General features: G+C 43.8%; 9 protein-coding genes, 1 tRNA gene and 1 riboswitch. Of the genes, 2 read left to right on the top strand and 8 right to left on the bottom strand.

Annotation, left to right across the window (positions count from 1 at the left end; translation table 11 throughout):
* Nucleotides 1–4: 4 nt before the first annotated feature.
* From C8268_RS18855 to C8268_RS18870, 4 genes are all read right to left on the bottom strand, one after another.
* The gene (locus C8268_RS18855; RefSeq protein WP_106769090.1) at nt 5–955 is read right to left on the bottom strand and encodes an HNH endonuclease; all 951 of its coding nucleotides are present in this window, start codon (nt 953–955) and stop codon (nt 5–7) included.
* A 428-nt stretch (nt 956–1,383) separates the two neighbouring features.
* On the bottom strand, nt 1,384–1,887 hold the full coding sequence (locus C8268_RS18860) for a hypothetical protein (protein WP_106769091.1): 504 nt from the start codon (nt 1,885–1,887) through the stop codon (nt 1,384–1,386).
* 346 nt (nt 1,888–2,233) lie between these two features.
* A tRNA-Thr gene (locus C8268_RS18865) sits at nt 2,234–2,305 on the bottom strand.
* Nucleotides 2,306–2,398: 93 nt separating this feature from the next.
* Nucleotides 2,399–2,704, bottom strand: coding sequence for an MTH1187 family thiamine-binding protein (locus C8268_RS18870; protein ID WP_106769092.1), 306 nt, complete (start codon nt 2,702–2,704; stop codon nt 2,399–2,401).
* A 292-nt stretch (nt 2,705–2,996) separates the two neighbouring features.
* A riboswitch (cobalamin riboswitch) is annotated at nt 2,997–3,228 on the top strand.
* A gap of 193 nt (nt 3,229–3,421) precedes the next feature.
* Between C8268_RS18870 and C8268_RS18875 the strand changes: the two genes are divergently transcribed.
* Both C8268_RS18875 and C8268_RS18885 read left to right on the top strand, forming a co-directional pair.
* Nucleotides 3,422–5,755, top strand: a complete 2,334-nt coding sequence (locus C8268_RS18875) for a ribonucleoside-diphosphate reductase subunit alpha (RefSeq protein WP_106770027.1) — start codon at nt 3,422–3,424, stop codon at nt 5,753–5,755.
* Nucleotides 5,756–6,556: 801 nt separating this feature from the next.
* Nucleotides 6,557–7,588 carry a ribonucleotide-diphosphate reductase subunit beta gene (locus C8268_RS18885; protein ID WP_106769094.1) on the top strand — a complete coding sequence of 344 codons (1,032 nt, stop codon included), beginning with the start codon at nt 6,557–6,559 and terminating at the stop codon, nt 7,586–7,588.
* Nucleotides 7,589–7,693: 105 nt separating this feature from the next.
* Here C8268_RS18885 and C8268_RS18890 read toward each other — a convergent pair whose 3' ends face one another.
* The 4 genes from C8268_RS18890 to C8268_RS18905 all read right to left on the bottom strand — a co-directional run bounded on the left by C8268_RS18890 (nt 7,694) and on the right by C8268_RS18905 (nt 13,150).
* Complete coding sequence (locus C8268_RS18890; protein WP_106769095.1) at nt 7,694–8,926, bottom strand: lytic polysaccharide monooxygenase; 1,233 nt, start codon at nt 8,924–8,926, stop codon at nt 7,694–7,696.
* A 142-nt stretch (nt 8,927–9,068) separates the two neighbouring features.
* On the bottom strand, nt 9,069–10,028 hold the full coding sequence (locus tag C8268_RS18895; protein ID WP_106769096.1) for an anthrax toxin lethal factor-related metalloendopeptidase: 960 nt from the start codon (nt 10,026–10,028) through the stop codon (nt 9,069–9,071).
* 651 nt (nt 10,029–10,679) lie between these two features.
* Nucleotides 10,680–11,477, bottom strand: coding sequence for a DUF817 domain-containing protein (locus C8268_RS18900; protein ID WP_106769097.1), 798 nt, complete (start codon nt 11,475–11,477; stop codon nt 10,680–10,682).
* Nucleotides 11,478–11,731: 254 nt separating this feature from the next.
* The gene (locus tag C8268_RS18905; RefSeq protein ID WP_106769098.1) at nt 11,732–13,150 is read right to left on the bottom strand and encodes an MDR family MFS transporter; all 1,419 of its coding nucleotides are present in this window, start codon (nt 13,148–13,150) and stop codon (nt 11,732–11,734) included.
* Nucleotides 13,151–13,186: the final 36 nt, after the last annotated feature.

The following is a 13,186-nucleotide window of genomic DNA, read 5'->3' on the forward strand; positions in this document are numbered from 1 at the left end:
ATAACTAATATCTAGTAAACCACGGACTTACGGTACCAGTATGAAAAGTCTTTGGCAGCGGAATAAGATTACTATAATCATTAGTTCCCCCTAGGTTTCTAGGCCGCATATGATGAACGTGATTTTTATTCCAATCATATACATTTGGATATTTTTTATTATACCATTGTATATACTTATTACGGTCATGTGTTGTCCATTTAACCGAAGGGACACGAGCCCAATCAGCCCTTGCAGGTTCCTTCATAACTTTTTTTGACGCAGGGTCAGTATAAACCGGATATAGGTCACCTATTTTATTTACCAAAAGAGTATCAGTGTTTGCTCTATCCGTCCCTACAACTCCGCCAAGCAAATTTTTCGCTGTCAAATCTAACACACCTGTATAAAAACCAGTTCCACTTATGTTAAAAGTATGCTTGACTTCAGCGCCGACCTTTATACCAAGAACCCCCTGCAGAGTATAAGTAACAGAAGATATTACCGACGTTGAATTGGATCTAGTTGCTGCTTTTCCTAACTGAAGCTTAAAATCTAATTTATTTGGCTTTTTCCCTGTAATACTTCGAATCGTAGATTTCATAGTCATCTGAGATTTACCAGGCACTGGATCAATCCTAGTGGAAACAGTTACACCATTCACAGCAGTAGGTGAAACAGAAAGAGTATTAAGTTGACTTTCATCAATTTCATTTGTAGTAGTTGTACCGTCTTCGTTAAATGACATAAAGTAGTATCTTTCTGTTATTTCATTTGGGTTATCGTATTCCCCAAATTGTTTAACAAATTCTAACGGAATTTCAGTCCCAATTTCACTCTCGTTAACCCCTAAATACTGAACACTAATTGAACTTTCTTCAACCGAAGCTGATGAAGCATTAGAGAAACCTGGCAATAATTGAATCGTTAAGACAAATGCAAGTAATACCGATAAGAGCCATTTAGATTTTTTCAACTTTTTCCCTCCATTGACTAGGTGTATTAAGGGCCTGCTTCAATCTTACAACGCCTCCCCCACTCCAAATTTAGGCACCTATGGATACAACACTCAATTTAAGGAAGTAGTTACTCTTTTTTCTTAAAATATTTAAAATAATTCAAAAACCACGCAGCATTTATGCAAAAAAAGCGAGAAGAGGTACGCCCCGGTTACAATTGCCGCATTCATGCGACTCGTGCGTGTCATTCTCGCCTTATTTCCACAATACAAATATCAGAAAAAAATACAACTCCCACATATTAAAACAGCCATAACAGGTTATAAATCATGTACCCTCATGGCTTTCTTAGATCCTAGCTTGTTTACGGATCAAATATGATATTACTTCAATTAATATAATAAAACGGTAAAATCAAAAAAACTGATTCTACCGTTTTTAAAATCTACATAAGTATATTATTTAATGTTTCAATAAATTCCTCTTTATTTTGAGGGGTGTAAGAATCGGGCAAAAGGCTAAGTAGTTTGTCTATTTCATTTTTCAAATCCTTAAATTCACTTATACTATTTTCTTTTTCTAAAGCAAAGTCAGACATCCCTGCAAACATTGCCTCGTCTACATTTTCCAATACCTGTTCTATGATATGAGGATTCATGTTTGTCGATGTCATAGAGTTCTTAAATCGAATAAATGAATTAATTGCCATGTTAAGTCTTTCGTCTGCATTAACTAATAGATGCATATTCTCTTTTTTTTCATTTCCTTCTTCTATTTCATTTATAAATTTACTGAAATAATCAAGACCATGAATAAATACTCTATAAGAGCTACTATCTCCGGTTCCATAATTGTCTTTGTCATTTACATATTGATTATAATAAACAACAGACAATAATACATTCAAGAAGATAGAAATAATTAGAACAATCTTTAAAGGATTTTTCAATTTCTCCAGTCCATTCAAGTAGGATTAATTTATTGTAAGGAAAAAAGGCAAAGTTTGAAGTGTGGAATGAACAGCAACTGAAAATCTTCTTAGATATAGCAGCCCAAGATCAACATGATACAAAAAATGATAGCAGCATTCGATCAATTGCTTTGTTTGCTAACACTGTATAAATGCAAGCTGTTCCTAAATACAATTGGTGACTCGATCTTAGGAACCAAATCGAGGACGAAAACCCACTTTACTCGAATAAAGGGTGGAAAAATGGTAGAAGTATAGGTTATTTAACAATTACGGCGCGATTCCGAAAACTCGGAAAACCGCGCCGTCATTGACTTTCTAAGGATGCTGGTGAAGGGAATTGAACCCCCGACCTACGCATTACGAGTGCGTTGCTCTACCCCTGAGCTACACCAGCAAATAAAATGTCGTAATAAAACGACAAAAAATATTATAACTCGCTCAAATAAAATTTCAACCCTTTTTATATGGAAAAGACGGAGGTTATCTGTTAATTTCCTAGTTTTTTCCGTACGGATTGAAGTTTTTGCTTGCTCGAAGAGACTTGATCACGGCGGTCATCGATTTTGACGGATGTCGATACCCGCTGAGCGCCAGACAGAAAAGGCGCTTCATGCAAAGCAGCAATAGCCCGCCATACAGAGGAAAGTTCCCCTTCTATAATCGTGCTCATCGAGGTTAGCTCGTAAGAGATTCCTTCCTGCCTTTCCAGTACCCGCTGCATCTCGGCAACATACTTACTCAAACTGGTCGTCGCCGTTCCAATCGGGATAACGGTAACTTCTGCAATGGCCATCTTGCTTCACCCTCCTCAACCAAATGAATATTTATATTGTATCAGCCAGCAGCCATATTTCAAAATTACCCCACTACCAATCACCTATTTTTTCCGCAAAAATAATAATTTATAAGGGTCTAAATCGCCGAATAAACCCCTATCATTCGTCTGTTTATGCGAAATATCACATCCCTATTGGCACTTTGCAGATTAGCGGATTATGAGGTCATTTGCTATAATTCGAATTGCGTCAAATTTTAAGATTATAGTTTACAAACACAATATATTGGGTTAAATTAGTTATCAGCAACAAAATATAGTGCACACAGGTGTTTGACGACTGAATTATTCGTCAGACTTAATAGGGAAGTATGGTGCAAATCCATCACGGTCCCGCCACTGTAAAGGGCTTACCCGGATCGCATCTTATGCGATTCGAAGACGAATCCTGGTTTTTATGCCACTGAAGGTTTAATTTCGACCTTTGGGAAGGCGCCAGATTCGCCCCAAGTCAGGAGACCTGCCTGTATGCAAATACAACACCGATCCTACGGGAACTTAGGAAAGTGTTCACTTTTTTGCGTCTGTTCAAGCCTGATGCCCTATAAAGCGGCTTCATCTGCTATGAGCATATCATTCACAGCGCATACGAACATTTTCTTGCCTTACGGGTTTGGAAAATGTTTTTTTTATGCTCTTTTTCTTTATTTTTTAGTAGAAAGCGAGGAATTCCCCATGCCCCAACTTGTAGTTAAACCGAACAATCGCCAGCTTGCTTTTGACGAAAACCGCCTCTCTGTGTATGCCGATCGCATCTTGAACGGATTGGACACGCTGAACAAGGAACAGCTGCTTCGCGGCGTTCGCTCCAAACTTCGCAACGAGAAAATAACTGGTGAAGAAATCAGCAGCGCATTCACCATGTCGGCACTTGAACTGGTAAGCAAAGAGGAGCCGAACTGGAAGTTTGCAGCGGCACGCTCACTTTTGACCTCTCTTTACAAAAAAGCGGCCAATCACCGCCGTTACAAAGCGTATCCGGAAGAGCCGTACGGATCTTTTTTCCAACTCGTCTCAGAGCTTGTTCAGAAAGGAATTTACCGTGAAGAACTGATGGAATGCTACACCAAGGCACAGATTGAGGAGCTGGGAGAAACGATTGATCATACCCGCGACCTGCTGTTCGATTACATAGGACTGCTGACACTTTCCGAGCGTTATCTGGCAACTGATTTTGATGGCCGTGTGATGGAGCTTCCGCAGGAACGCTACATGATCATTGCGATGTATCTCATGCATAAAGAGCCCGCTGAAAAACGTATCGAACTTGTAAAAGAAGCCTATTGGGCGATGAGCAACATCTACATGACGCCTGCTACACCGACATTGTCCAATGCGGGGAAAAAGGTAGCCGGTCAGCTGTCCAGCTGCTTTATTGACACGGTGGATGACTCGCTTGAAGGAATTTTTGACTCCAATACCGACGTGGCACGTCTCAGTAAAATGGGCGGCGGCATCGGGGTTTACCTCGGCAAGGTTCGTGCCCGCGGCTCCGACATCCGTGGACATAAAAACACCAGCTCCGGCGTTATTCCTTGGATTCGTCAATTGAATAACACCGCCGTCAGCGTCGATCAGCTCGGTACACGTAAAGGAGCCATCGCCGTTTACCTGGATGTTTTTCATAAAGATATTCTCGCCTTCCTGGACCTCAAGCTGAACAATGGTGACGAGCGTATGAGAGCGCATGACGTGTTTCACGGCGTATGCTTGCCCGATCTGTTCATGGAAGCTGTGGAAGCCCGTGATGAATGGAGCCTCTTTTGCCCGCATGAAGTGAAAAAAGTGATGGGTTGGAAAGACGAGAACGGCCGTCCGCTCGGTCTGGAAGACTTCTACGATGAGAAGCTGGGCCAAGGTACGTTCCGTGAAAAATATGCTGAAGCCGTCGCACATCCGCTGCTCTCCCGCATTACGGTTCAGGCGATTGACATCATGAAGCGGATTATGAAATCACAGCTCGAAACCGGCACACCTTATATGTTCTACCGTGATACGGTTAACCGTGCGAATCCGAACTCTGCACATGGTATGGTCTACTCTTCCAACCTGTGTACTGAAATTATGCAAAACCAATCATCCACAGTTATTGAGCAAGAAGAGCTTGTAACGAAAGATGGACAGACTCGCATTGTCATTTCCAAAGTGCCTGGCGATTTTGTTGTCTGCAATCTGAATTCCATTCACCTCGCACGTGCGGTTCCGGCCAATGTTCTGGAGCGTCTCATCCCGATCCAAGTGCGTATGCTGGATAACGTCATTGACATTAACAACATCGAAGTGCTGCAAGCGCAATACACCAACAGCCAATACCGTGCCGTTGGCCTCGGAACTTTCGGCCTGCATCATCTGCTTGCCCTGGAAGAAATCCGCTGGGAATCGGATGAGGCCGTTGAGTATAACAACAATCTGTATGAAAAAATCAATTACCTGCTGATCAAATCCAGCATGGAGTTGGCTAAAGAGAAAGGGCATTACCCGAAATTCAAAGGCTCCGATTGGGAGAGCGGCGAATACTTTGCATATCGCGGCTACATCGACGGCGGCCATGAGGGCAAATATGTAACGACTGAACAGTGGCGTGAATTGCAGCAAGAGGTAAAGCAAAACGGTGTCCGTAACGCCTGGCTCTTTGCCATCGCCCCAAATGGCTCCACTTCGATTATTGCCGGCTCAACTGCCAGCATCGATCCGCTGTATGAGCTTCTCTCGTATGAGGAAAAAACTACGTATAAAGTCGCTAACCCGGCTCCAGACTTATCCGAGAAAACAATCTGGTACTACAAAACGGCTTTCCTGATCGATCAGCACTGGTCTATTAAAATGGCAGCTGCCCGTCAGCGCCATGTGGATCAGGCACAAAGCTTCAACCTGTATGTGCGTCCGGACATCCGGGCCTCGGAGTTTCTGGATCTGCACCTTCATGCCTGGAAGGCAGGCTTGAAGTCTACCTATTATGTGCGAAGCCGTGCGCTTACGATTGAGGAATGTGAATCGTGTGCAAGTTGATTTTTCGAACCCTCCCAAACCCTCCCTTCCAAGGGAGGGCCCCAAGGGCTCTGCCCTCTGGACACCCGCAAGACTTCGAGACACATTTGTGAGGCGCTTGAACAGTTACTTGGGTGCTAAGATCGCTTTCTCCCTTCGGGAACGCTTGGCTTGGGAGCAGGGATAAGGAGTTGCTTTGGTGTTCTTTTGCGTTACTTCCTGCTAGGAACGCTCTCCACTTCGGGATTCGCTTCTCTTTTAGAGCAATGATATGGAGTTACTTTTGGTGTTCTTTTGCGTCACTTCCTGCTAGGAACGCTCTCCACTTCGGGATTCGCTTCTCTTTTAGAGCAATGATATGGAGTTGCTTTTGGTGTTCTTTTGCGTTACTTCCTGCTAGGAGCGCTCTCCCTTTGGGGTTCGCTTCTCTTTTGGAGCAATGATAGGAGTTACTTTGCTGTTCTTTTGCGTTACTTCCTGCTAGGAGCGCTCTCCCTTTGGGGTTCGCTTTTCTTTGGTGCAATGATATGGAGTTGCTTTTGATGTTCTTTTGCATTACTTCCTGCTAGGAGCACTCTCCCTTCGGGATTCGCTTCTCTTTTGGAGCAATGATATGGAGTTACTTTTGATGTTCTTTTGCGTTACTTCCTGCTAGGAGCGCTCTCCCTTCGGGATTTGCTTCTCTTTTTAGAGCAATGATATGGAGTTACTTTTGCTGTTCTTTTGCGCTACTTCCTGTAGGAGCGCTCTCCCTTCGGAATTCGCTCACATGAGATAAACATAGCTACAAAAAATACACGTCCCACCAAGGAGGAATTAAACATGCAAGTTCAAAAAATATTTAATACGGAAGCTCCTAACCAATCGACACGCATCATTGAAGGTCAATGTTCAGGTGTTCTGAACTGGAATGATATTCGGATGCCCCATATGTATAAACTGTACAAGGTGCTCCTGCTGAATCACTGGATTGCGGATGAGATACCGATGTCCAAAGATGCACAGCAATTCCCGCTGCTTGATCCGGAAGAACAGCGCACATTCAAGATCAATATCTCTCTGCTCGCTGTACTGGATTCCATGCAGACGATGTTTGTAGGGGATGTAAAACGCTACTTCACAGACTCCTCTCTTGAAGCGATCTCGGCGATTATCGCTCAGCAAGAAGTTGTCCACAACCAATCCTACTCTTACGTCCTGTCTTCTATCGTAACGGAACAGGAACAGAAAGAGATATTCGAATACTGGAAGCATGATCCGGTACTGTTGGACCGCAACCGCTTCATCGCAGATATCTATCAATCTTTCCGTGAAAACCCATCACCACAGACGTTCTTTAAATCGATGGTCGCTGACCTGATCTTGGAAGGGATTTTCTTCTACAGCACCTTTGCCTTTTTCTACAATCTGGCGCGGGATCAGAAGATGATGGCGACAAGCCAGATGATCTCCTACATTCAACGTGACGAGAACCAGCATTGTTACTTTTTCGGTGAAGTGTTCAAACAGCTGTTAAAGGACTTTCCAGAGCTTAACACCAAGGAGAACATGGATTATGTATATCGAACCATTGATGGTGCCGTTGAGCTTGAAACGAACTGGGCCCATTACACATTAACGAACGTTCGGGGAATTGATCTAAACGAGTTGTCTGACTATATCAAATACATCGCGAACCGCCGCCTGAAAATGATGGGACTTGAAAAAGCCTATCAAGGCGTGGATGTGAACTGCATGCCTTGGATCAAGCCTTTCTCGGACGAAGCATTGAATGCAACAAAAACGGATTTCTTCGAAGCCAAGTCCCGTAACTACGGTAAAGTGGGCGACGACAACGGTTTTGACGATCTGTAAAAATATTTGTTCTTTAAGAAAAACGTCTTTACTATCTTTAAAAAAACAGCATGAATAAGAGCCTGTCCCAAGAAACCACTTAGGACAGGCTCTGTTCGTTACGTATTATTGTACGACTTTCCACACGCCGGCTTGACCTGGCTCTTCGCCTCTTGTCCACCAGCTAGCTTCGTAAACAACGCCGTTATGCTTGACTTGGTCACCGCCCACGTAAGCCTTGGTTGGATTCCAATCCAAAGCAACGTTGCTCGTGATCAGCTTCCATGCATCAGAAACATCAGGCTGGTTGTTCTGTGTCCAATACAACGCTTCAAATTCCAGACCGTTATATTCTACACGATCCCCTTTTAAATACACTTTGCTCGCTTCCCATGCAGGAACGTTCGGTAATGTAGGGATTTCACCATTGTTGTTATCGTCTTTCAATGTACGAACTGTCAGAGGAGCGGAGAATGGTGTTGAATTACCTGCTCCATCAATACCGCGAACCTTGTAAGTATAAGCGGTGTCAGATGTCAATCCGCTATCTTCATATGCAGTCTGAGAAATCGTAGCGATGAGATCATTGTTACGGTATAATTCATAGGCTTTAATTCCGGCTGGTGCCGTTGCAGCAGACCAGTTCAGCTTGATCGAATTTTGTGTCTGAGCCGCAGAAGCCAGGTTGCCCGGCGCAGTCGGCGCAGTCGGCTGCTCCTCGCCGCCAGTCTCTGTTCCGTCGTTCACAAGGTTCACGTCAATGACTTGATAAAATGCATTACCTGTGTCGGCGATTTCCCATACGCCGAGAATAAGATGATAACCGCTACGGTCGGTCGGCAAGTTGAACTCATGCGTTACGCTATTCGGCGGTCTTTTGCCTCCATCATTTACGGTGTGGATCGGTTCAAGAACATCCCGGCTCAACGGTTGGTTCGGGTCCCATCCTTTTTTAGTAATGTAATATTTCCATTCAGAAGTCGCATGAGGCGCAGTCAAATTCCACTTGAACGTGTTCTTTCCGCCTTTCAGCGTCACTTTATGCCAACGATCAGACGACTGCTCGTTCAGTTCCGCAAAAACACCGCCGCCAGCGATTTGGCCATCAGCCGGTCCAGATTGCGGGAACGATCCTTTTCCTTCTACACTTTGAGGCTCATACTGTACTTGCCCGCAATTTTGGTTCAGCCCTTGCTTACACAATACGGCACGGCTGGCTGGGGACTCGATATATCCGTGTGCTGAAGCGCTATCCGCAAAAATCATGGACCCGGCCAAACCGAGCATCATAAAACCAAAAACGATGAACAGAGGCGATGCTTTAATTCGCAGCTTGTTCAAAAAAGTTGTTTGTGTCATCCTTTTTCCTCCTGTAAATGCATTTCTCCATTTGATGGATTAATAGATTTCAACTTGCTTAGGCGCACCTTTCCTTGCTATCTAAGCAAAGCCGTACCACTTAGATCGACAATGAACGCCGATTTAAACGGATACGCGGTCCTTATGCGCCATAAATACTTTGAATGTAATAATACGTTTGAGGTGCATACTGCTTTAAACGTGCCCTTGTCGTGGAGTTAAGGAAATACAGGGCGGAGCTTTCCGCAAAATATTCCTCCGGATACAAGCTATTGTATCCGTCATTACCGAACAACCGATGAGCTTCGGAGTAAAACACATTTCTGAATTGATACGTGCTGCTGTATCGGTTAAGCACATACATATCAATGGCATGTGCCGTCTCATGAAGTTCCAGATTGACCGAGCCGTGACCCATGCCGGTATCGCTGTATCCGATTCTTACGATAACTGGATTGCCGCCCGAGCCCGGAACATCGTCCCATGTATTTCCTGTTCCTTCCCATCCGCGAGGCGTGACACCTCGAAGATGTCTCATCGAAGGATGATCTGTAATCGGGCCGTTTACCAGGTGGACCTCCACCCCGTTGTTGTACATCCGCTGCAAAATATGATCGCCAAACTTCTGAATATTGGCCATTATTTTATTAGCTTCTGCCACATCATAATAACCGCTGGGCAGCTTGACAACTTTCGAGATTAGATCAGAGTGGCTGGTTTCGCCAGGATCGTCAGGTTGGTTAGGTTCGCTCGGTTCATTAGGTTGACTAGCCGGCGGATCTCCATATACAAAAGCCGAAGCCATATAATACTTGCGGCCGTTGTATACATAATAAAACCAGCGATTGTCTTCTATTCCTGTCCAATAACCCTTCAGCGTTTCCCCCGTCTCCCAACCGTCAAATTGAACGGTGGTATTCCCGCGCACCACAAACAAGGCCGGTGACGAGGTACTCGGACCGGTACGGACGTTAACTCCTATTGGGGCGGTGATCCCCGTAAACTGAGCTTCAGCCGCATGAACCTGATCCATCCACCCGGCCGGTGCTATACTTCCAAAAAACAACAATAGTCCCAATAAAGTGCTTATCAGTTTTTTCATGATGAGATCATCCTTTTTATGTGGATAATTGTTGAGACGCAGTTGCCGTAAAATCCACAGTCGGTCAGTACAGTGTTGTCTCTCCCTCCTATTTTCGAACATTTTCGACATGATAGATTTTACGGAATTGCTTGTAAGCTTTTGGCAAGCCCCGTTACTATATTTATCTGACAAAACGAGATAAAAATTAAGACCTTTTTCGATAAATAAGACTTAATAAGCAGAAAATTGAATAATTATTCCTAGATAAAAATATATAAAAGTAAAAAAACATAATAAAGAACCGGATTATTACATATGAACTACACCTATCTAAAAAATGAAACGGATGCAAATGTTAGGATTAAAAATACAGTAATCCCCACCTGTAAATCAGGTAACTTTTACCTATTTTCATTTGGGTAATCAAGGAAAAATCATGGGGCTGTTCGCTTTTACATTCTTTTTGGCAATACCCTTTTTTATAAAATCTAGAATCCTCTTCTTGTATAATCAAAAAAAACACCACAGTAAATCCTGTGGTGTCCATGTTAGCCAGAATGAAAGTCGCCGGGCTAGCGTCTTCACCCTAAAGTAATCTTTATTCATTTCAATGAATTTTGTGAATTACGGAATACAGCGTTCTGACGGATATATCCATATATCTGCCACTTACATCACCGTACCTTTGGGTACGTCCTTTGTCTCGCCCAAACCCTGCTTCAGATGCTTCAGCTGCGCCACGATAATGACACTAATGACAACGAGGAGGAACCAAGAGCTGATTTTGCCGATGTGCACCAGTGTCCACTCCTTTTCCTGCCCTGGATACGTCCAAGCACCAAGGAATGTGGATATGTTCTCTGCGATCCATATAAAGAAGCCAATGAGCAGAAAAGATAGCGTGAGCGGCATCCGGTAGGTTGTCCCCTGCACATCAAAATGAACGATCGTTCTGAAAAATACCAGAAAAAGCAGTCCAGTTAACAGCCAGCGGGCATCCCACACATAATGATGGGTGAAGAAATTGGCATAGATTGCAGCGCTGATCAAAACCGTCAGCATTGGCATTGGCCAGCCTGTAATGCGCAGGTTCATCCGCCGCCATGCCTGACAGATATAACTTGCCACACTCGCATACATAAAGCCGCTATAGAGAGGAACTCCGCCAATTTTGCTCCAACCTTCTTCAGGATATGACCAGGAACCCATATGCACCTTGTACAGTTCCAGCATGAGTCCGATCAGGTGGAATACACAAATGACTTTTAGCTCATCCCATGTCTCCAGTTTGAAGACAACCATCCCGATCTGAGCCAGCAAACATATGATTAGAATGAGATCATACCGATGAATGCCCGGTACTTCCACGACTTTAGTTACCGCCAGCGTAGCGAATATTATAACCGGAAAAATACAAGACAGCGCCTGCTGAATGCCGAACGCCCAAAGTTTACGAATAAATGCCATACGTCCTCCTGTTTAATAAGAATAACAATTTCATAAGATGATCTTGCTTCAAGCATGAACCAGAAGGTACATCGCTCATCATAGCTCAAAGTAACACAAGCCGGGCAGCGAAAGAAAGCACAATTCAGTAACTATTTTGGCAATCATTAGTACTTGTAAAATGCAAAAGAAAAATGCCCTTCACATCCTGTGAAGAGCATTCTTCGAGAATTTGTCCACGCAATACATGACAATTCTGAAAACTTATATCTGTCTTAAGCAGGCAATTGTTCGCCTTCTTTCCCCTTTTTTTTCCGTAATGTAAAGGTTAGAGGAACCCCTATAAGCGCAATAATCGTACTGACGAGAAACACATCGTTAATGCCCATGGAGGTGGCTACCGGTTGTTCAGTAATCCCTGCGTTGTGATAAACGGTCGCTCTTGATACAACCAGTGCACTGAAAATGCCGATCGACAGGGATGCCAATCCTTGACGAGCCCAGTTCGTAATAGAGGATGCATGACCGGAATATTCACTGGACACCGCACTCATCGTTGAATTGGTCAGCGGCATATTGCACAGAGATATACCGAAATTGCGGATGACCAGCACCCCGGCAAACATATAAACAGACGTGCTTGTCGAAAATTTACTGAACACGGCTGTAGCTGCTACGATGATCAGCATCCCAGCCATCACCAGTTTAAACGGACCGATTCGGTCATAGTACTTGCCGATAACCGGAGCCGTCACCGCCATAATTAGAGCACCCGGCAGCATAATGATTCCGGTTTCCATAGGCGTAAGCTGCAGAACCGTTTGTAAAAAGAGCGGAACCAAAAGCGCGCCGGCATACATGGAAATCGTATTGATACAGTTCAGAATCAGACTGTACCGGAACTGGGGAAAGCGAAACACTTTCAGCTGAAGAAGCGGAGCCTCTCTTTTCAATTCCCACACAATGAAAAATGCAAGCAACACAAGCCCTGCTCCCAATAAGGACAATGTCTTGACTGACCCCCATCCCCAAACGCTTCCATTACTAAAGGTCAATAGAAGGAGGGTGCTGCTGATCACAACAGATAAAAATCCTAGACTATCAAAAGACTTCTTTTTGCTCAATTTATAAAATGGAATAAATTTAATGATGATGAACAAGGCCAACATTCCAATCGGTACATTGATCAGAAAGATCGACTTCCAACCGAAATATTGAATTAGGCTTCCTCCGAGCGTTGGACCAATGACGGGAGCCAGCATGGATGCCAGACTCCACCAGCCCATGGCATAAGCCTGCTGATCACGATCAAACACCTGGTAAATAATCGTCATCGTAATCGGGATGATCATACCACCGAATATACCTTGAATGATTCTAAATACAATCAACACATAGATGTCCCATGCGATAACACATAGAAATGAGAACAAAATAAAACCGATCAGTGAAATAACATACAGCCATTTATAGCTAAGCTGATCGCCCAAATACCCTACAATAGGAGCGATAATTCCCGTCGCCAGCAAGTAACCAGCCATTAGCCACTGCACGGTATTAAAGCTCGTATCAAATATGTTCATAACTACTGGCAGGGCTACATTAATGGTTGTAATACTAAGTCCGGCCAAAAAGTTGCCAAAGAAAATCGCACTCATAATAAGCCAAAAAGAAGATGATTTTTGTGTGTTCACAAAGCTGCCTCCAAATGCCAATTTAATCATTGAGTA

It is taken from the genome of Paenibacillus faecalis (assembly GCF_900289175.1).
In the GTDB taxonomy this organism is placed as follows: domain Bacteria; phylum Bacillota; class Bacilli; order Paenibacillales; family Paenibacillaceae; genus Paenibacillus_AQ; species Paenibacillus_AQ faecalis.

Coding starts and splice junctions, on each gene's coding strand:
- C8268_RS18870 (WP_106769092.1), bottom strand. CDS start 2,704: ATGGCCATTGCAGAAGTTACCGTTATCCCGATTGGAACGGCGACGACC.
- C8268_RS18875 (WP_106770027.1), top strand. CDS start 3,422: ATGCCCCAACTTGTAGTTAAACCGAACAATCGCCAGCTTGCTTTTGAC.
- C8268_RS18885 (WP_106769094.1), top strand. CDS start 6,557: ATGCAAGTTCAAAAAATATTTAATACGGAAGCTCCTAACCAATCGACA.
- C8268_RS18890 (WP_106769095.1), bottom strand. CDS start 8,926: ATGACACAAACAACTTTTTTGAACAAGCTGCGAATTAAAGCATCGCCT.
- C8268_RS18895 (WP_106769096.1), bottom strand. CDS start 10,028: ATGAAAAAACTGATAAGCACTTTATTGGGACTATTGTTGTTTTTTGGA.
- C8268_RS18900 (WP_106769097.1), bottom strand. CDS start 11,477: ATGGCATTTATTCGTAAACTTTGGGCGTTCGGCATTCAGCAGGCGCTG.